General features: G+C 72.3%; 19 protein-coding genes. 18 read left to right on the top strand and 1 reads right to left on the bottom strand.

All coding sequences use genetic code 11. The annotated features are described in order from the left end of the window. Positions 1-195 precede the first annotated feature (195 nt). On the top strand, positions 196-1,770 hold the full coding sequence (gene ffh, locus ACFV0Q_RS02670; protein ID WP_384999337.1) for a signal recognition particle protein: 1,575 nt from the start codon (positions 196-198) through the stop codon (positions 1,768-1,770). 146 nt (positions 1,771-1,916) lie between these two features. Further along, complete coding sequence (gene ftsH, locus ACFV0Q_RS02665; protein WP_384999334.1) at positions 1,917-3,836, top strand: ATP-dependent zinc metalloprotease FtsH; 1,920 nt, start codon at positions 1,917-1,919, stop codon at positions 3,834-3,836. 34 nt (positions 3,837-3,870) lie between these two features. Here ftsH and ACFV0Q_RS02660 read toward each other — a convergent pair whose 3' ends face one another. Beyond that, on the bottom strand, positions 3,871-4,551 hold the full coding sequence (locus tag ACFV0Q_RS02660; protein ID WP_384999331.1) for a methyltransferase type 11: 681 nt from the start codon (positions 4,549-4,551) through the stop codon (positions 3,871-3,873). 131 nt (positions 4,552-4,682) lie between these two features. Between ACFV0Q_RS02660 and proS the strand changes: the two genes are divergently transcribed. The 16 genes from proS (at position 4,683) to dprA (ending at position 17,608) form a co-directional block, all read left to right on the top strand. Continuing rightward, positions 4,683-6,095 carry a proline--tRNA ligase gene (gene proS / locus ACFV0Q_RS02655; RefSeq protein ID WP_384999328.1) on the top strand — a complete coding sequence of 471 codons (1,413 nt, stop codon included), beginning with the start codon at positions 4,683-4,685 and terminating at the stop codon, positions 6,093-6,095. A gap of 204 nt (positions 6,096-6,299) precedes the next feature. Beyond that, positions 6,300-6,896 carry a hypothetical protein gene (locus tag ACFV0Q_RS02650; RefSeq protein WP_266573716.1) on the top strand — a complete coding sequence of 199 codons (597 nt, stop codon included), beginning with the start codon at positions 6,300-6,302 and terminating at the stop codon, positions 6,894-6,896. Positions 6,897-7,086: 190 nt separating this feature from the next. Next, positions 7,087-7,524, top strand: a complete 438-nt coding sequence (gene rpsP, locus ACFV0Q_RS02645; protein WP_008737511.1) for a 30S ribosomal protein S16 — start codon at positions 7,087-7,089, stop codon at positions 7,522-7,524. A gap of 2 nt (positions 7,525-7,526) precedes the next feature. Beyond that, on the top strand, positions 7,527-7,766 hold the full coding sequence (locus tag ACFV0Q_RS02640; protein WP_007266827.1) for an RNA-binding protein: 240 nt from the start codon (positions 7,527-7,529) through the stop codon (positions 7,764-7,766). 96 nt (positions 7,767-7,862) lie between these two features. Further along, the gene (gene rimM / locus ACFV0Q_RS02635; RefSeq protein WP_384999323.1) at positions 7,863-8,456 is read left to right on the top strand and encodes a ribosome maturation factor RimM; all 594 of its coding nucleotides are present in this window, start codon (positions 7,863-7,865) and stop codon (positions 8,454-8,456) included. After that, positions 8,456-9,277, top strand: a complete 822-nt coding sequence (gene trmD, locus ACFV0Q_RS02630) for a tRNA (guanosine(37)-N1)-methyltransferase TrmD (protein ID WP_384999320.1) — start codon at positions 8,456-8,458, stop codon at positions 9,275-9,277. Before rimM ends, trmD begins: the two co-directional genes overlap by 1 nt. A 133-nt stretch (positions 9,278-9,410) precedes the next feature. Further along, positions 9,411-9,761, top strand: coding sequence for a 50S ribosomal protein L19 (rplS, locus tag ACFV0Q_RS02625; RefSeq protein WP_384999317.1), 351 nt, complete (start codon positions 9,411-9,413; stop codon positions 9,759-9,761). Positions 9,762-9,805: 44 nt separating this feature from the next. Next, entirely contained in the window at positions 9,806-10,567 is a 762-nt protein-coding gene (gene lepB, locus ACFV0Q_RS02620) for a signal peptidase I (RefSeq protein ID WP_384999314.1), read from the top strand. Continuing rightward, positions 10,560-11,636 carry a signal peptidase I gene (gene lepB / locus ACFV0Q_RS02615; protein ID WP_384999311.1) on the top strand — a complete coding sequence of 359 codons (1,077 nt, stop codon included), beginning with the start codon at positions 10,560-10,562 and terminating at the stop codon, positions 11,634-11,636. The genes lepB (ACFV0Q_RS02620) and lepB (ACFV0Q_RS02615) overlap by 8 nt, the downstream gene beginning before the upstream one ends. 114 nt (positions 11,637-11,750) lie before the next feature. Then, the gene (gene lepB, locus ACFV0Q_RS02610; protein ID WP_384999345.1) at positions 11,751-12,653 is read left to right on the top strand and encodes a signal peptidase I; all 903 of its coding nucleotides are present in this window, start codon (positions 11,751-11,753) and stop codon (positions 12,651-12,653) included. Positions 12,654-12,695: 42 nt separating this feature from the next. Beyond that, positions 12,696-13,457 (top strand): signal peptidase I, encoded by a 762-nt coding sequence (gene lepB / locus ACFV0Q_RS02605; protein ID WP_384999308.1) that lies wholly within the window; start codon positions 12,696-12,698, stop codon positions 13,455-13,457. After that, positions 13,447-13,935: an NUDIX hydrolase gene (locus ACFV0Q_RS02600; protein WP_384999306.1), complete on the top strand. Its 489-nt coding sequence runs from the start codon at positions 13,447-13,449 to the stop codon at positions 13,933-13,935. The genes lepB (ACFV0Q_RS02605) and ACFV0Q_RS02600 overlap by 11 nt, the downstream gene beginning before the upstream one ends. A gap of 55 nt (positions 13,936-13,990) precedes the next feature. Continuing rightward, positions 13,991-14,299 (top strand): DUF2469 domain-containing protein, encoded by a 309-nt coding sequence (locus tag ACFV0Q_RS02595; protein WP_214947872.1) that lies wholly within the window; start codon positions 13,991-13,993, stop codon positions 14,297-14,299. A 134-nt stretch (positions 14,300-14,433) separates the two neighbouring features. Then, the gene (locus ACFV0Q_RS02590) at positions 14,434-14,805 is read left to right on the top strand and encodes a YraN family protein (protein WP_384999302.1); all 372 of its coding nucleotides are present in this window, start codon (positions 14,434-14,436) and stop codon (positions 14,803-14,805) included. Continuing rightward, a complete protein-coding gene (locus ACFV0Q_RS02585; RefSeq protein ID WP_384999299.1) occupies positions 14,805-16,421 on the top strand; it encodes a YifB family Mg chelatase-like AAA ATPase in 1,617 nt (538 codons plus the stop codon). The genes ACFV0Q_RS02590 and ACFV0Q_RS02585 overlap by 1 nt, the downstream gene beginning before the upstream one ends. Continuing rightward, positions 16,418-17,608, top strand: coding sequence for a DNA-processing protein DprA (gene dprA, locus ACFV0Q_RS02580; RefSeq protein WP_384999296.1), 1,191 nt, complete (start codon positions 16,418-16,420; stop codon positions 17,606-17,608). Before ACFV0Q_RS02585 ends, dprA begins: the two co-directional genes overlap by 4 nt. The last annotated feature ends 120 nt before the right edge of the window (positions 17,609-17,728 follow it).

Genomic DNA, 17,728 nt, shown 5'->3' with positions numbered 1-17,728 from the left:
CTGTCGTAGCCCGCGGCGCCGCCGCAGGGGGGCTCCGCCCCCGGACCCCCGCGCCTCAACCGCCGGCGGGGCCGATATTGCCCCGTCGGCCTTCCGGGCGAAAGAGGAAAAACGCCCGCAGGGCCGGGCAGGCGGCGTGGCCCGATACCCTGGGGGACGACCACCACGCCCCCGACCCGAGGAATCGCGACCACCGTGTTCGATACGCTTTCCGACCGCCTCAGCGCGACCTTCAAGTCCCTCCGGGGCAAAGGCCGCCTCTCCGAGCAGGACATCGACGCTGCGGCGCGGGAAATCCGTATCGCCCTCCTCGAGGCCGACGTCGCGCTTCCCGTCGTCCGCTCCTTCATCGCGAACGTCAAGGAGAGGGCCCGTGGCGAGGAGGTCAGCAAGGCGCTGAACCCCGGCCAGCAGGTCCTCAAGATCGTCAACGACGAGCTGGTCTCGATCCTCGGCGGCGAGACCCGCCGGCTGCGCTTCGCGAAGACCGCGCCCACCGTGATCATGCTGGCCGGTCTCCAGGGCGCCGGTAAGACCACCCTCGCCGGAAAGCTCGGCCTCTGGCTGAAGGGGCAGGGCCACACCCCGCTCCTCGTCGCCTGCGACCTCCAGCGCCCCAACGCCGTCAACCAGCTCTCCGTCGTCGCCGAGCGCGCCGGTGTCGCGGTCTACGCGCCCCAGCCCGGCAACGGCGTCGGCGACCCGGTCCAGGTGGCCAAGGACTCCGTCGAGTACGCCCGTACCAAGCAGCACGACATCGTCATCGTCGACACCGCCGGCCGCCTCGGCATCGACGCCGAGCTGATGCAGCAGGCCGCGGACATCCGCGACGCCGTCAGCCCCGACGAGATCCTCTTCGTCGTCGACGCGATGATCGGCCAGGACGCGGTCAACACCGCGGAGGCCTTCCGCGACGGCGTCGGCTTCGACGGCGTGGTGCTGTCCAAGCTCGACGGCGATGCCCGCGGCGGTGCCGCGCTCTCGATCGCGCACGTCACCGGCAAGCAGATCATGTTCGCCTCGAACGGCGAGAAGCTCGACGAGTTCGACGCCTTCCACCCCGACCGCATGGCGGGCCGGATCCTCGACATGGGTGACATGCTCACCCTCATCGAGCAGGCCGAGAAGACCTTCTCGCAGGCCGAGGCCGAGAAGATGGCGGCCAAGCTCGCCAAGGGTCCCAAGGAGTTCACGCTCGACGACTTCCTGGCCCAGATGGAGCAGGTCCGCAAGATGGGCTCCATCTCCAAGCTCCTCGGCATGCTGCCGGGCATGGGCCAGATCAAGGACCAGATCAACAACATCGACGAGCGCGACGTGGACCGCACCGCCGCGATCATCAAGTCGATGACCCCGGCCGAGCGCCAGGACCCGCACATCATCAACGGCTCGCGCCGCGCCCGTATCGCCAAGGGTTCCGGTGTCGAGGTCAGCGCCGTGAAGTCGCTCGTCGAGCGCTTCTTCGAGGCCCGCAAGATGATGTCGCGCATGGCCCAGGGCGGCGGCATGCCGGGCATGCCCGGCATCCCCGGGATGGGCGGCGGTCCCGGCCGGCAGAAGAAGCAGATCAAGCAGGCCAAGGGCAAGCGCAAGAGCGGCAACCCGATGAAGCGCAAGGAAGAGGAGGCCGCGGCCGCGGCCCGGCGCGAGCAGGGCCCGCAGGCGGTCGAGCCCGCCGCCGGCGGCAACCCGTTCGGCCTCCCGGCCGGTGGCGGCCAGCCCGGCCAGGACTTCGACCTGCCGGACGAGTTCAAGAAGTTCATGAAGTAGTACCGGAGCGGGCGTACGCCGCCACGAGGGGAAGGCCCCGGCCGTGCTGACACGGTCGGGGCCTTCCCCTTTCCGCCAGGTTCCTGCGCGGCGATGATCCGGTTTGTCGCCTATGGTCGGCCGGGAGGACGGCATAAGGAGGCCCCGTGCCCAGCCCCACCCCCGTACCGCCGCGCGACCGGGCCGACACCCCCTGGCGCTCGGAAGGAGCCCCGCCCGCCCCCCAGCCCAAGAAGCGGATGCCCGGCGGCTGGCGCGGACTGATCCTCACCGCCCTGATCGTCTACCTGATCGCCAACGTGGTGCTGTCCTTCTTCAACGAGGGCGACGGGCCGGTGATCTCGTACACGGAGTTCAGCAAGCAGGTCGCCGCCGGCAACGTCTCGAAGATCTACTCCAAGGGCGACGCCATCCAGGGCGAGCTGAAGGCCGAACAGCCGGTCCCCGACGGCAAGGGCGACTACACCAAGTTCACCACCCAGCGCCCGGCCTTCGCGGACGACCAGCTGTGGGCCAACCTCACCAAGCAGAACGTGAACGTCACGGCCTCCCCGGTCGTCGAACAGCGCAGCTTCCTGGCCAATCTGCTGCTCTCCCTCGCCCCCATGCTGCTCCTGGTCGTCCTGTGGGTGTTCATCGCCCGCCGGATGAGCACGGGGATGGGCGGCGGCATGGGCGGACTCGGCCGCAAGGCCCCGCCCAAGCCGGTGGAGCTGGAGGGCGCCAAGCGCACCACCTTCGAGGACGTGGCGGGCATCGACGAGGTCGAGGGCGAGCTGAACGACGTCGTCGACTTCCTCAAGAACCCCGAGCAGTACCGCCGGATGGGCGCCCGGATGCCGCGCGGCGTCCTGCTGTCCGGCCCGCCCGGCACCGGCAAGACCCTGCTGGCGCGGGCCGTCGCCGGTGAGGCCGGGGTGCCCTTCTTCTCCGCCTCCGCCTCCGAGTTCATCGAGATGATCGTCGGCGTGGGCGCCTCGCGGGTGCGCGAACTCTTCACCGAGGCGCGCAAGGTGGCCCCCGCGATCATCTTCATCGACGAGATCGACACCATCGGACGGGCCCGCGGCGCGGGCGCGGGCATGGGCGGCCACGACGAACGCGAGCAGACCCTCAACCAGATCCTCACCGAGATGGACGGCTTCTCCGGCTCGGAGGGCGTGATCGTGCTCGCCGCCACCAACCGGGCCGACGTCCTGGACCCGGCGCTGACCCGCCCGGGCCGCTTCGACCGCACGGTGGTCGTCTCCCCGCCCGACCGGACCGGACGCGCGGCCATCCTGCGCATCCACACCCGGGACATCCCCCTCGCCCCGGACGTGGACCTGACCCAGGTGGCCCGGACCACCCCCGGCATGACCGGCGCCGAACTGGCCAACCTCGCCAACGAGTCCGCCCTGCTCGCCGTCAAGCGCGGCCGCACGGAGGTCACCCCGGCCGACCTGTCCGACGCCCTGGAGAAGGTCCAGCTGGGCGCGGAGCGGTCGCTGGTGATGCCGGAGGAGGAGCGCCGCCGTACGGCCTACCACGAGAGCGGCCACGCCCTGCTGGGCATGCTCCGGCCCGGCGCCGACCCCGTACGCAAGATCACCATCGTCCCCCGCGGCCGCGCGCTCGGCGTCACCCTCTCGGCCCCGGACGCCGACCGGTACGCGTACACCGAGGAATACCTGCGCGGCCGGATCATCGGCGCGCTCGGCGGCATGGCGGCCGAGCACGTCGTCTACGACGTCATCACCACCGGCTCGGAGAGCGACCTGGAACAGGTCACCGGCATCGCCCGCGGCATGGCCGGCCGCTGGGGCATGAGCGAGCGCGTGGGACGCCTGACCGCGATCCCCTCCGACGGACAGAGCCCCTACGGCCTGTCCGCCGCCCCCGCCACCCTCGACGCGGTGGACCACGAGATGCGGCGGATCGTGGACGAGTGCTACGAGGAGGCCTGCCGCGTCCTGCGCGAGCACCGCCCGCAGCTCGACGCCCTGGCCGAGGCCCTGCTGGCCAACGAGACCCTGGACGAGAAGGCGGCGTACGCGGCGGCCGGGATCACCCGCCTGGAGAAGTAGCGCCGGGCGGCCCGCGCCGCCCGGCGGGCCGGGGCTACGCCATCCGGGCGACGACGTAGCGGAAGATGTTCGGCAGCCAGACGGCGCCGTCGGTCCGCTCGTACGGGTGAAGCGCCTCCGACAGCTCCTTCTCCGCCAGCGCGGGATCGGCCGCCCCGTCATAGAGCCCCGTCGACAGCAGGCCCCGTACGGCACTGTCCACGTCCGCGTACCCGAACGGGCAGAACACGCGCCCCGAGCCGTCGGGCACCAGGCCCGCCCCCGACACCAGCGCGTCCAGGTCCCGGGCCACCGGGCCCCCGCCCAGCACCGCCGGGACCGTGCAGCGCTCCGCCGGACCCCAGTCGGCCAGCACCACCGCGCCGCCCCGCCGGACCGCCGGCAGGGCCGCCGCCAGGGCGCCCGGGCCGGGCGAGAAGGCCAGGAGCACGTCGTACGGCCGCGCCGCGGGCACCGGGGGAGCGGTCACCACCTCCAGCAGGCGTTCGCGGGCCAGCGCCCGCCGGGCCGGATCCGCCTCCACGCCCGTGGCGGCGGCGCCCCGGCCGGCGGCCAGCAGCAGCGGCAGCCCGGCCCCGCACCCGAGGCCCAGCAGCCGGTCGCCCGGCCCGACCTCCAGCCGGTCGTAGACCGCCTCGTACAGCGGTACCAGCATCCGTTCCTGGATCTCCGCCCAGTCCCGGGCGACGAGCGTCGCCGTCGGCGTCGGTGTCATCGAAAGAGCGCTCCTGATTCCTTGTCGCCCCCTTGCCCCCGTTGCCAGAGAACTCCCCATTCGCCCCCGCGTCCAGAGGAGTGCGCCACCCGATTCACGCATCACGTGCCCGGCGCCGTACCATTCGCGCCATGGCAAAGGCACCCGTTCTCACCCCCCAGGCGGAGGATTTCCCCCGCTGGTACCAGGATCTGATCAACAAGGCCGAGCTGGCCGACAACGGTCCGGTCCGCGGCACGATGGTCATCCGGCCGTACGGCTACGGCCTGTGGGAGCGGATGCAGCAGGAGATGGACGCGCGGATCAAGGACGCGGGCGCCCAGAACGCGTACTTCCCGCTGTTCATCCCGCAGTCCTACCTGACGAAGGAAGCCGAGCACGTCGAGGGCTTCGCCCCCGAGCTCGCGGTCGTCACGCACGGCGGCGGCAAGGAGCTGGAGGAGCCGGTCGTCGTCCGGCCCACCTCCGAGACGATCATCAACGACTACTTCTCCAAGTGGGTCCAGAGCTACCGGGACCTGCCCCTGCTGATCAACCAGTGGGCCAACGTGGTCCGCTGGGAGATGCGCCCCCGCGTGTTCCTCCGTACGAGCGAGTTCCTCTGGCAGGAGGGCCACACCGCCCACGCCACGTACGAGGACGCCCGCGACTACGCCGCCCGCATCCACCGTGACGTCTACGGCGACTTCATGACGAACGTGCTCGGCATCGACGTCGTGCTCGGCCGCAAGACCGCCAAGGAGCGCTTCGCCGGCGCCATCAACACCCTCACCCTCGAGGGCATGATGGGCGACGGCAAGGCCCTCCAGCTGGGCACGAGCCACGAGCTCGGCACCAACTTCGCCAAGGCCTTCAACACGCAGTACCTGTCGAAGGAGGGCAAGCAGGAGCTCGTCTGGCAGACCTCGTGGGGCGTCTCGACCCGCATGGTCGGCGGCCTGATCATGTCCCACGGAGACGACAACGGCCTGCGCGTGCCGCCGCGGCTCGCGCACGTCCAGGTCGTCGTCATGGCGATCAAGGGCGACGAGGCCGTGGCGAAGGTCCGGGAGCTCGGCGCCCAGCTGAAGGCCGCGGGCCTGCGCGTCCAGGTCGACGACCGCGTCGACACCCCCTTCGGCCGCCGCGCCGTGGACTGGGAGCTCAAGGGCGTACCGGTCCGCATCGAGATCGGCCCCCGCGACCTGGAGGCCGGCACCGCGATGCTGGCCCGCCGGATCCCGGGCGGGAAGACCCCGGTGCAGATCGACGCCCTCGCCGACCTGCTGCCCAAGGTCCTCGACGAGGACCAGGCCCAGCTGCTGCGCGAGTCCCGCGAGCGCCGTGAGGCCCGCACCTCGGACGTCGCGACCATCGAGGAGGCCGCCGAGGCCGCCATCGCCGGGGGCTGGGCGCGCATCCCGTGGGCCGACCTCGGCCCCGAGGGCGAGGCCAAGCTGGCCGAGCAGGCCGTCTCCGTACGCTGCCTGATCGCGGCGGACGGGTCGGTTCCGGAGACGGACGACGCCCCCGGTACCCTCGCCATCGTCGCGCGCTCGTACTGACGCAACACACTGCGCCCCCGGCGTGCGGCTTCGGCCGCGCGCCGGGGGCGTGCCCGTCGTTAGTCCTCGTTACGTACCGACTCCTCCTGAGATGGACGCACCCGTCCTCGTCGGGACGCATCAGACTGAACTGACTGGTACGTGCAAAAAATTTGGAATGGCCCGGAATCGGAACACCGGGGCACCCCGGCTCGTTGTCACGACGTGAGCACGACACCACCTGTTCTCGCCGCAGAGCTGGCGCAGGCGTGGGCCGACATTCAGCGGTACCACCCCGAGCTGCCTGACCTTGCCGCGCCCGAGTCCCTGATCGGAGAGTCCTCGTCCGCCTGTGGCGCCGAGCTCTCCTTCGAGCGACTGCTGCACGAGGCAGTCCACGGCATCGCCGCCGCCCGCGGAGTCCGTGACACCTCGCGAGCCGGCCGCTACCACAACCGCAGATTCCTCGCGATCGCCGAGGAGATGGGGCTGGACCACTCCGAGGAGCCGCATGCCAGCAGCGGGTTCTCCCTGGTCACCCTCAATCCCGAGGCGAAGAAGCGCTACCGCCCCACCATGGAGCGGCTCCAGCGCGCCCTGAAGGCGCACACGGCCGCCACGGCCGCCGACACCAAGCGCAGCTTCCGCGGTCCGGCCGCCCGGCACGGTTCCTCCGGCGGCGGCGTGCGGGTCAAGGCGGTGTGCGACTGCGGGCGCAACGTCCGGGTGGTCCCGTCCGTGCTGGCCCAGGCGCCGATCGTGTGCGGCGGCTGCATGAAGCCGTTCCGCATCCCGGAGGTCGCCACCGCGGCGGCGTCCTGACCCCTCGCCCGGGTGCGGGACCTCCCGGGCGAGCGCGCGGCAGGCGTATGGCACAATGGACAGCTGTACTCGACAGTCGCATAGGACCCCTCTCTCCTCCGGCTGACGCGTCCATCGGGCACCCGAGTACCGCAACCCCACGTGGCATCTCATGTGCCCAACCACGTCAAGTTCAGGAGACACCACTCCAGTGGCAGTCAAGATCAAGCTCAAGCGCCTCGGCAAGATTCGCCAGCCGCACTACCGCATCGTCGTCGCCGACGCCCGCACCCGCCGTGATGGTCGCGCGATCGAAGAGATCGGTATCTACCACCCGACGTACAACCCGTCGCGCATCGAGGTCAACGCCGAGCGTGCGCAGTACTGGCTGTCCGTTGGCGCCCAGCCCACCGAGGCTGTGCTCGCCATCCTGAAGCTGACCGGTGACTGGCAGGCCCACAAGGGTCTCCCCGCCCCCGCGCCGCTGCTGCAGCCGGAGACGAAGGAGAGCAAGCGTCGCTCCTTCGACGAGTTCGCCAAGGCCCTCGAGGGCATCGGCGAGGGCAAGGGCGAGGCCATCACCCAGAAGAAGAAGGCCGACAAGAAGGCGGACGAGGCTGAGGCCACCGCCGAGTCGACCGAGGCCTGATCATGCTCGAGGAGGCTCTTGAGCACCTCGTGAAGGGCATTGTGGACAACCCCGACGATGTGCAGGTCGCCTCGCGCAACCTGCGCCGCGGACAGGTGCTCGAGGTCCGGGTTCACCCCGATGACCTCGGGAAGGTGATCGGCCGCAACGGCCGCACCGCACGTGCGCTGCGTACCGTCGTGGGCGCCATCGGCGGCCGGGGGATCCGCGTCGACCTCGTCGATGTGGACCAGGTCCGCTAGGACCCGGTTTGCCAGCAGCGTGAATCACCGGCACGGGCCGGGGAGGGCAATTGCGCCCGCCCCGGCCCGTCGTCGTCTGAACAGGAGAGACACACAGTGGAGCTGGTAGTCGCGCGGATCGGCCGCGCCCACGGGATCAAGGGTGAGGTCACCGTCGAGGTGCGCACGGACGAGCCGGAGCTGCGGCTCGGGCCCGGTGCCGTGCTCCGGACCGAACCGGCGTCGGCGGGTCCGCTGACCATCGAGACCGGCCGGGTGCACAGCGGCCGGCTCATGCTCCGCTTCGCGGGCGTCAAGGACCGCACCGCGGCCGAGAACCTGCGGAACATCCTGCTGATCGCGGACGTGGACCCGTCGGAACTGCCGGCCGAGCCGGACGAGTACTACGACCACCAGCTGATGGACCTCGACGTGGTGCTGGAGGACGGCACCGAGATCGGCCGGATCACCGAGATCTCCCACCTGCCCTCGCAGGACCTCTTCATCGTCGAGCGGCCCGACGGGACCGAGGTCATGATCCCCTTCGTGGAGGAGATCGTCGCCGAGATCGACCTGGAGGAGCAGCGCTGCGTCATCACGCCGCCGCCCGGGCTGATCGACGACCGCGCCGTGGTCGCCTCCTCGCGCGAGGCCGAGGGTGAGGCCGAGACCGAGCGTGAGACCGAGGCGAAGGGCGAGGGCGACGCCTGATGCGACTGGACGTCGTCACGATCTTCCCCGAGTACCTGGAGCCGCTGAACGTCTCCCTCGTCGGCAAGGCGCGGGCGCGCGGGCAGCTCGACGTACACGTCCACGACCTGCGGGACTGGACGTACGACCGGCACAACACGGTCGACGACACCCCGTACGGCGGCGGCCCCGGCATGGTCATGAAGACCGACCCCTGGGGCGAGGCCCTGGACTCGGCGCTGGCCGACGGGTACGAGTCCGGCGCCAGCGGCCCGGTGCTCGTCGTTCCGACGCCCAGCGGCCGTCCCTTCACCCAGGAACTGGCCGTCGAGCTCTCCGAGCGCCCGTGGCTGATCTTCACCCCGGCCCGCTACGAGGGCATCGACCGCCGGGTCATGGACGAGTACGCCACGCGGATGCCGGTCTACGAGGTCTCCATCGGCGACTACGTGCTGGCGGGCGGCGAGGCCGCCGTCCTGGTGATCACCGAGGCCGTGGCCCGGCTGCTGCCCGGGGTGCTCGGCAACGCCGAATCGCACCGCGACGACTCCTTCGCGCCCGGCGAGATGGCCAACCTGCTCGAAGGGCCCGTCTACACCAAGCCCCCGGAGTGGCGCGGGCGAGGCATCCCCGAGGTGCTGCTCAGCGGCCACCACGGCAAGATCGCCCGCTGGCGCCGCGACGAGGCCTTCCGCCGGACCGCGCGGAACCGCCCCGACCTGATCGAGCGCTGCGAGGCCTCCGCCTTCGACAAGAAGGACCGCGAGATCCTCAGCATCCTCGGCTGGAAGCCCACCGACGACGGCCGATTTTGGCTCAGGCCGCCGTCCGTGGAAGAATAGGCGGCTGCTGTGTGCTCGCGTGCGCCCCTGCCACAGGGGGACCGTCGTCCGCGAAGCATCACGGCTCCCGAATTCTCTACGGAAATCCGCACCGGCGACCTGTGGCGTCGTGCGAAGAAAGCAGACGAAGAACATGTCTCACCTGCTCGATGGCGTCAACGCCTCCTCCCTGCGCACGGACGTCCCGGCCTTCCGCCCCGGTGACACCATCAACGTGCACGTCCGCGTGATCGAGGGCAACCGCTCCCGTATCCAGCAGTTCAAGGGCGTTGTCATCCGTCGCCAGGGCTCTGGCGTCTCCGAGACCTTCACCGTTCGCAAGGTCTCCTTCAGCGTCGGCGTCGAGCGCACCTTCCCGGTGCACTCCCCGATCTTCGAGAAGATCGAGCTCGTCACCCGCGGTGACGTGCGTCGCGCCAAGCTGTACTTCCTCCGTGAGCTCCGCGGCAAGGCCGCGAAGATCAAGGAGAAGCGCGACCGCTGATCTCCTCTCCGGCTCCAGGGGACGGCCGGATAGGCTCGCCCCCGATGGACACCGAAGCAGAGCTCACGCAGCGCGGCCACTCCTCTCCCGAACAGGGGGAGGGGCGGCCGCGTTCTGCGTTTTCCGGGGAGCGGCGGCTTCCGCGGTCCTGGCGGCGGGCCGGTCTGCTGGGCGTGGCCTGCACCGTCTTCCTGCTGCTCTTCGCCAACTTCGTGGTCCAGCCGTTCCTGATTCCCAGCCGCTCGATGGAGCCGACCCTGAAGGTCGGGGACCGGGTGCTGGTCAACAAGCTGGCGTACCGTTTCGGCGACGGACCGCGGCGCGGCGACGTGGTGGTCTTCGACGGCACCGGCTCCTTCGTACGCGAACGCGCCGCGGGCAACCCCGTCGGGGAGGCCCTGCACGGCGCCTTCTCGGCGCTCGGGCTCGCCGAGCCCTCCGACACCGACTTCGTGAAGCGGGTGGTGGGCGTGGGCGGGGACGACGTGGTGTGCTGCGACGCGGGCGGCCGGATCAAGGTCAACGGGGTCGCCGTCGACGAGCCCTACCTGTACCCCGGGGACGCGCCCTCGGCGGTGCCCTTCCGGATCGTCGTCCCGCTGGGGACCCTGTGGGTGATGGGCGACCACCGCTCCCAGTCCCGGGACTCCCGGGACCACCTGGGGGAGCCGGGCGGGGGGATGGTGCCGGTGGACAAGGTGATCGGGCGGGCCGACTGGCTCGGCTGGCCCGTGACGCGGTGGGGGTCGGTGTCCGGCAGCGGCGCGCAGGCCTGGTCCCGGGTCGGCGGCGGGTCACATGGGTAGCCGGGGACGGCCCAGGGGCGGGCGGGGCCAGGAGCGCGAGCCGGAGCCCTCCAAGGGCTTCGAGGCGGAGCAGCGCGGGCAGCGGCCCTTCCAGCGGGGCGCGCCGCTGATGCGTGGGCCGCGGCCGCCGGAGCCGCAGCAGCCGGGTGAGTATCCCGGTGGGCCGTATCCGAGCGAGCGGCAGTGGCCCGAGTCCGCGCCGGAACCCGCGCCCGAGCCGGCGGCGCGGCCCGACGCCGAGCCCGCGACCGCGGCCGGACGGGGCGAGGACGCGGCGGCCGCGCCGGAGCCCGGTGGACGGGCCGAGCGGCGCAGGCTGGCCCGCCGGGTACGGCGGCGCAGGCGCACCCGGCGGGTGGGCGAGCTGCCGCTGCTCGTGGTGGTCGCGCTGTGCATAGCCCTGCTGCTGAAGACCTTCCTGGTGCAGGCCTTCTTCATCCCCTCCGGGTCGATGGAGCAGACGATCCGGATCGGCGACCGCGTGCTGGTCGACAAGCTCACCCCGTGGTTCGGCTCCAAGGTCGAGCGGGGCGACGTCGTGGTGTTCAAGGACCCGGGCGGCTGGCTCAAGGGCGAGGCCGCCCGGCCGGCCCAGGACCCGGCCGGCATCAAGCAGGTCAAGCAGACCCTGACCTTCATCGGTCTGCTGCCCTCCGCCGACGAGCAGGACCTCATCAAGCGGGTCATCGGCACGGGCGGGGACACCGTCAAATGCTGCGACGGGCGGGGCCGGGTCACCGTCAACGGCACGCCTCTCGATGAGCCGTACGTGTCACCGGGCAACGCCCCCTCGGAAATCCGCTTCGAGGTGCACGTACCGGCGGGGCGGCTCTTCGTGATGGGCGACCACCGGGCCAACTCCGCCGACTCCCGCTACCACCTCGACGAGGCCTTCGACGGCACCATCGACGAGAACGGTGTGGTCGGGCAGGCCGTGGTGATCGCCTGGCCCTACGACCACTGGCGCAGGCTGGAGCAGCCCGCGACCTTCCTTTCGGTGCCGGATCCGGCCCGAACCGGTCGGCGGCGCGGGCGCCTTGGGCGCCGACGGGGCCCGGCGTTCGCATAGTGTGTCCTGGGTCTCCCGCGCCTTAGGGAACTCCCGCTCGTTAGGGGAGGGGAGGGCCCGTCGACCGATCCGGCGCGGGACGCGAATTCCGAATGAGGAGTGGATGTGGGGGATGTGGCGGTAGGCGCGCGATCCGGACGCGATGAGGGCGAGGAGCGGCCGGACGACGCCGTCGAGCGCGACACCGAGGCCCAGGACGGCGGTGCGGCCGCGCGCCCGCAGCGTTCGTTCTGGAAGGAGCTCCCGCTCCTCATCGGTATCGCCCTGCTGCTGGCCCTGCTGATCAAGACCTTCCTGGTCCAGGCGTTCTCGATCCCGTCCGACTCGATGCAGAACACCCTCCAGCGCGGTGACCGGGTGCTGGTGGACAAGCTGACCCCGTGGTTCGGCTCGGAGCCCGAGCGCGGCGAGGTCGTCGTCTTCCACGACCCGGCGAGCTGGCTGGCCGGAGAGCCCACTCCGGAGCCCAACGTCGCGCAGAAGGCCCTCAGCTGGATCGGCCTGATGCCGTCCGCCGAGGAGAAGGACCTGATCAAGCGGACCATCGCCATCGGCGGGGACACGGTCGAGTGCAAGAGGGGGGGACCGGTCGTCGTCAACGGCAAGGAGCTGGACGAGCCGTACATCTTCCCCGGCAACACCCCGTGCGACGACGCTCCGTTCGGCCCGATCACCGTGCCCAAGGGCAAGATCTGGGTGATGGGCGACCACCGCCAGAACTCGCAGGACTCCCGCTACCACATGCAGGACTCCACCCAGGGCTTCGTGCCGGTGGACAAGGTCGTCGGGCGGGCCGTGGTCGTCGCGTGGCCGGTCACCCGCTGGTCCACGCTCCCGGTCCCGGACACCTTCGACCAGCCCGGTATCAACCACCAGGCGGCGGCGACCGCCCTCGGCCTCGGGGCCGCCGGTCTCGCCCCGGTCGGGCTCGGCCCGGCCGCGCTGGGGATCGCGGGCGCGGTGCCCGTCGTCCTGTGGCGCCGGCGGAGGCTGACCAACGGGCGTACCGCCGGGTAGGGTGCCGCCCAGGTCGACGATCTCCGAGGTGGGGGCGCTGCAATGGGCGGAACACAGGCAATACGCGGTACCACCGGTGGCCGCGGCGGCCTCGGCAGCGTGCTGTCGGGAATCGCCGTGGCCATCGGTTTCGTGCTTTTCCTGGGTGGATTCGTCTGGGGGGCGCTGGTGTACCAGCCGTACACGGTGCCGACCGACTCGATGGCGCCCACGGTGCAACCGAGCGACCGGGTACTGGCGCAGCGGATCGACGGCTCGGAGGTACGCCGCGGCGACGTGGTCGTCTTCATCGACACGCAGTGGAGCAGCTCGCCCATGGTCAAGCGGGTCGTGGCCGTGGGCGGCGACACCGTCCGCTGCTGCGGCCAGGGCGGCCGGCTGACCGTCAACGGCAAGGACCTCGACGAGCCGTACCTCGAGAACGCGGGCACCGAGCTCGCGGCCATCGGCACGGCCGGCGCGCCCTTCGAGGTGAAGGTGCCCGAGGACAACCTCTTCCTGATGGGTGACCACCGCGGCGGCTCGCTCGACTCCCGCGCGCACCTCCAGGAGGCCGGTCAGGGCACCGTGCCCCGGTCGGCGGTGTCGGCCCGGGTCGACGCGCTGGCGTGGCCGTCCATGAAGATGCTGGACCGGCCGCGGACGTACGCCTCCCTGCCCGGCGGGATCTCCGCGCCCGGACCGCTGCGGCTGCAGGTGGCCGCCGTGGTGGGCGGAGCGGCCCTGGTGCTGCTCGGGGCGGCGTACGGGCCCCTCGTACGGGTCCTGGGGCGCGGGCGGCGGGAGCACTCCGGTGCCCGCTGAGCAGAGGAAGGTGTCACGGGTGATCCTGCTGGACCCCGAGGACCGGATCCTGCTCCTGCACGGCTTCGAACCGGGCGACCCGGCCGACGACTGGTGGTTCACACCCGGCGGCGGCCTAGAGGGCGACGAGACCCGCGAACAGGCCGCGCGGCGCGAACTCGCGGAAGAGACGGGGATCACAGAGGTCGAGCTGGGGCCGGTGCTGTGGCACCGGTACTGCTCCTTCCCCTTCGACGGGCGGCGCTGGGAACAGGACGAGTGGTACTTCCTCGCCCGTACCGACCAGACCGCGACCGTGATGGGCGGGCTCACGGAACTCGAGCGGCGCAGCGTCGCCGGGGCCAGGTGGTGGACCTCCGAGGAACTCCTCGTGGCCCATGAGACGGTGTACCCGACCAGACTCGCCGAGCTGCTGCGCACGCTGCTCGACGACGGTCCTCCGGGTGCTCCGGTGGTCCTGGCCCCGGAAATCGTTTAGGGGCGCACGGCGCTGGCGCACAATAGGGGGACGCACGGCTGAAGGGGAACATGCCATGAGCGCCGAGGACCTCGAGAAGTACGAGACCGAGATGGAGCTGAAGCTCTATCGGGAGTACCGCGACGTCGTCGGGCTGTTCAAGTACGTGATCGAGACCGAACGTCGTTTCTACCTCACCAACGACTACGAGATGCAGGTGCACTCGGTCCAGGGGGAGGTCTTCTTCGAGGTGTCGATGGCGGACGCCTGGGTCTGGGACATGTACCGGCCCGCCCGCTTCGTCAAGCAGGTGCGGGTGCTGACGTTCAAGGACGTGAACATCGAGGAGCTCAACAAGAGCGATCTCGAACTTCCCGGCGCCTGATCCGTTCCACCGCCCGCCGGGGCCCGCCCGCTCACCCAGGAGGGTGAGCGGGTTTTCCACAACCCCGGGGTTTTCCACCAAGATCCACTCGGTGGGCGGGGACGCGGGACTCTCGGTGCCGGAGGTGGTGCCGGATGAACGCGAAGGGCGTGGCACAGCAGGCGTTGGGGCGGTACGGCGAGGAGCTCGCCGCGCGCCGGCTGACCGAGTCGGGGATGACGGTGGTCGCCCGGAACTGGCGCTGCCGGTCCGGGGAGATCGACATCGTCGCGCGGGACGGGGACGCCCTCGTCGTGTGCGAGGTCAAGACGCGCCGCGAGGGGGGCTTCGAGCACCCCATGGCCGCGGTCCGGGCCGGCAAGGCCGAGCGGCTGCGGCGGCTCGCCGGGCGCTGGCTCGCCGACCACGGCGGACCACCCGAGGGAGGCGTACGGATCGACCTCGTCGCCGTCATCCTGCCGCGGCGCGGCGCGCCCCTGGTGGAGCACGTCAGGGGGGTGGCCTGATGGGGTTCGCGCGGGCTTGCTCGGTGGCCCTGGTGGGCGTCGAGGGCGTGGTGGTGGAGGTGCAGGCCGACCTGGAGCCGGGGGTCGCGGCCTTCACCCTGGTGGGGCTGCCCGACAAGACCCTGGTCGAGAGCCGGGACCGGGTGCGGGCCGCCGTGGTGAACTCCGGTGCCCAGTGGCCGCAGAAGAAGCTCACGGTCGGGCTCAGCCCGGCGTCCGTGCCGAAGTCCGGGGCCCATTTCGACCTGGCCGTCGCGGCGGCGGTGCTGGGTGCCGCCGAAGTGGTCGATCCGGGGGTGATCGCCGACCTGGTGCTCATCGGGGAGCTGGGCCTCGACGGCCGGGTCCGCCCGGTGCGGGGGATCCTGCCCGCGGTGCTCGCCGCCGCCGAGGCCGGATACCGGCAGGTGGTGGTGCCCGAACAGTGCGCGGGGGAGGCCGGACTGGTCCCCGACGTGTCGGTGCTCGGCGTGCGCAGCCTGCGGCAGCTGATCGCGGTCCTGACCGACGGGGTGGTGCCCGAGGAGGAGCCGGACCGGGCGGGGCGCCCCGACCCGATGCTGGCTGGGCTGGTGGTACCGGGCGCCGGGCTCGGCACGGGGCTGGCCCGGGGCGAGGCCCCGGACATCCCCGACCTCGCCGACGTCGCGGGCCAGCACCGCGCCCGCCGGGCACTGGAAGTCGCCGCCTCCGGGGGCCACCACCTCTTCCTCAGCGGGCCCCCGGGTGCGGGCAAGACCATGCTCGCCGAACGGCTGCCGTGGATCCTGCCGCCGCTCACCCGACAGGACTCCCTGGAGGTGACGGCCGTCCACTCCGTCGCGGGAATCCTGCCGCCCGGCGAACCGCTGGTCGGCAGGCCTCCGTACTGCGCCCCGCACCACTCCGCGACCATGCAGTCCCTCGTCGGCGGCGGGGCCGGAATTCCCAGGCCGGGGGCGGTCTCCCTGGCGCACCGGGGGGTGCTCTTCCTGGACGAGGCCGCCGAGTTCAGCGGCAAGGTGCTGGACGCCCTGAGGCAGCCCCTCGAAGCGGGGCACGTGGTCATCGCCCGGGCCGCCGGGGTGGTACGGCTGCCGGCCCGCTTCCTGATGGTCCTCGCCGCGAACCCCTGCCCCTGCGGCCGGCACACGCTGCAGGGCGCGGGCTGCGAATGTCCCGCCTCCGTGATCCGGCGTTACCAGGCCCGGCTGTCGGGGCCGTTGCTCGACCGGGTAGACCTCCGGGTCGAGGTCGAGCCGGTCACCCGCTCCGATCTGCTGGGCCGGGGCGGCAGGGGCGAGGCCACCGCCACCGTCGCCGCCCGGGTCCGCGAGGCCCGCGACCGGGCCGCCGCCCGGCTCGGCGACACGCCCTGGCGGCTCAACTCCGAGGTCCCCGGGCACGAGCTGCGCACCCGCTGGCCGGCCGGCCCCGGCGCCCTGGCCCAGGCCGAGCGGGACATGGAGCGCGGACTGCTCACCGCGCGGGGGCTGGACCGGGTGCTGCGCGTCGCCTGGACCGTGGCCGACCTGCGGGGGCGCGACCGCCCCGACGTGCTGGACGTGGCCGTCGCGCTGGAGCTGCGCACCGGGATCGCCCGCGGGGCGGTACTGGCCGCGGGGGCGGGGTCGTGAGCGCCGCCGCCGGGGTGCCGGAGCCCGGCGCGGACGTCCTGGCCAGGGCGGCGCTGACCCGGGTGCTGGAGCCGGGGGACGAGCACGGCGGGCGCTGGCTGCGCGAGCTCGGCGCCGTCGGGCTGATGCGGACCCTGACCGGCCCCGGGGAGGAGTGCGCGGCGCTGACCGGGGTCGGAGCCGAGCGGCTCGCCGGATACCGCAGGCGGGCCGCCCTCGCGGAGCCCCGGCGGGACCTGGCGGACGCCGCCGCGGCGGGCTGCCGGTTCATCTGCCCGGGCTCGGCGCAGTGGCCTACCCAGCTGGACGACCTCGGGGACGCCCGGCCCGTCGGGCTCTGGTTGCGGGGCGGCCCGGACCTGCGGACCTGGGCCCTGCGCTCCGTCGCCGTCGTCGGGGCCCGCGCGTGCACCCCGTACGGGGCCCACATGGCGCAGACCCTCGCCGCCGGGCTCACCGAGCGCGGCTGGGTGGTGGTCTCCGGGGCCGCGTACGGGATCGACGGCGCCGCCCACCGGGGCGCCCTCGCCTCCGGCGGGGCCACCGCCGCGGTGCTGGCCTGCGGGGTGGACGTCGGCTACCCGCGCGGCCATGCCGGGCTCCTCGGCCGGATCGCCCGCCAGGGGCTGGTGCTGGGGGAGCTGCCGCCCGGCAGCCACCCCACCCCGAGCCGGTTCGTGCTGCGCAACCGGGTCATCGCCGCCCTGACCCGGGGCACCGTGGTCGTGGAGGCGGCCCACCGCAGCGGCTCCCTGGTCACCGCCCGCCGGGCCCAGCAGCTCGGCCGCCTCACCATGGGCGTCCCCGGGCCCGCCACCAGCGGCCTCTCGGCCGGGGTTCACGAACTGCTGCGCGGCGGGGCGGAGCTCGTCACCGACGCCGCCGAGGTGATCGAACTGGTCGGCGACATCGGGGAACTGGCCCCCGCGCGGCGCGGACCCGTGCTCGCCCGGGACCTCCTGGACCCGGACGCCGCACGGGTGCTCGAAGCCCTCCCGGCGGGCCGGCCCGCGGGGCTGGACGAGATCTCCCTCGCCGCGGGCACCGGCACCGATGAAGTCATCGGCAGACTGTACGAACTTCACTCTCTGGGGTTCGTCGAACGGCAGGGCGACGGCTGGCGGTTGGCCCCGCGCACGCCGGGAGCGGGGGCGCAATCCCGAGCCGCCCGGCGAGGCGGTCGTTGACCTGGGGCGTTCCGGTGAAAGAGTGAAGGCGATGAGAGACGCGGTCTTCCCGGTGGCAGCCGCCGGGACCGAGCGCCAGGCGCCGGTCCCGGGCCGCCCGCGCGAGTCCGGACGCCGCTG

The organism is Streptomyces sp. NPDC059564 (assembly GCF_042735575.1).
Lineage (GTDB): Bacteria > Actinomycetota > Actinomycetes > Streptomycetales > Streptomycetaceae > Streptomyces.
Note: the sequence above shows the minus strand (reverse complement) of the source record. Positions and strands in the feature narration are given on the sequence as shown.

Bases quoted from the DNA above. Each gene is read 5' to 3' on its own strand.
- ACFV0Q_RS02660 (WP_384999331.1), bottom strand. From the start codon at position 4,551: ATGACACCGACGCCGACGGCGACGCTCGTCGCCCGGGACTGGGCGGAG.
- proS (WP_384999328.1), top strand. From the start codon at position 4,683: ATGGCAAAGGCACCCGTTCTCACCCCCCAGGCGGAGGATTTCCCCCGC.
- ACFV0Q_RS02640 (WP_007266827.1), top strand. From the start codon at position 7,527: ATGCTCGAGGAGGCTCTTGAGCACCTCGTGAAGGGCATTGTGGACAAC.
- trmD (WP_384999320.1), top strand. From the start codon at position 8,456: ATGCGACTGGACGTCGTCACGATCTTCCCCGAGTACCTGGAGCCGCTG.
- rplS (WP_384999317.1), top strand. From the start codon at position 9,411: ATGTCTCACCTGCTCGATGGCGTCAACGCCTCCTCCCTGCGCACGGAC.
- lepB (WP_384999314.1), top strand. From the start codon at position 9,806: ATGGACACCGAAGCAGAGCTCACGCAGCGCGGCCACTCCTCTCCCGAA.
- lepB (WP_384999311.1), top strand. From the start codon at position 10,560: ATGGGTAGCCGGGGACGGCCCAGGGGCGGGCGGGGCCAGGAGCGCGAG.
- lepB (WP_384999308.1), top strand. From the start codon at position 12,696: ATGGGCGGAACACAGGCAATACGCGGTACCACCGGTGGCCGCGGCGGC.
- ACFV0Q_RS02595 (WP_214947872.1), top strand. From the start codon at position 13,991: ATGAGCGCCGAGGACCTCGAGAAGTACGAGACCGAGATGGAGCTGAAG.
- ACFV0Q_RS02590 (WP_384999302.1), top strand. From the start codon at position 14,434: ATGAACGCGAAGGGCGTGGCACAGCAGGCGTTGGGGCGGTACGGCGAG.
- ACFV0Q_RS02585 (WP_384999299.1), top strand. From the start codon at position 14,805: ATGGGGTTCGCGCGGGCTTGCTCGGTGGCCCTGGTGGGCGTCGAGGGC.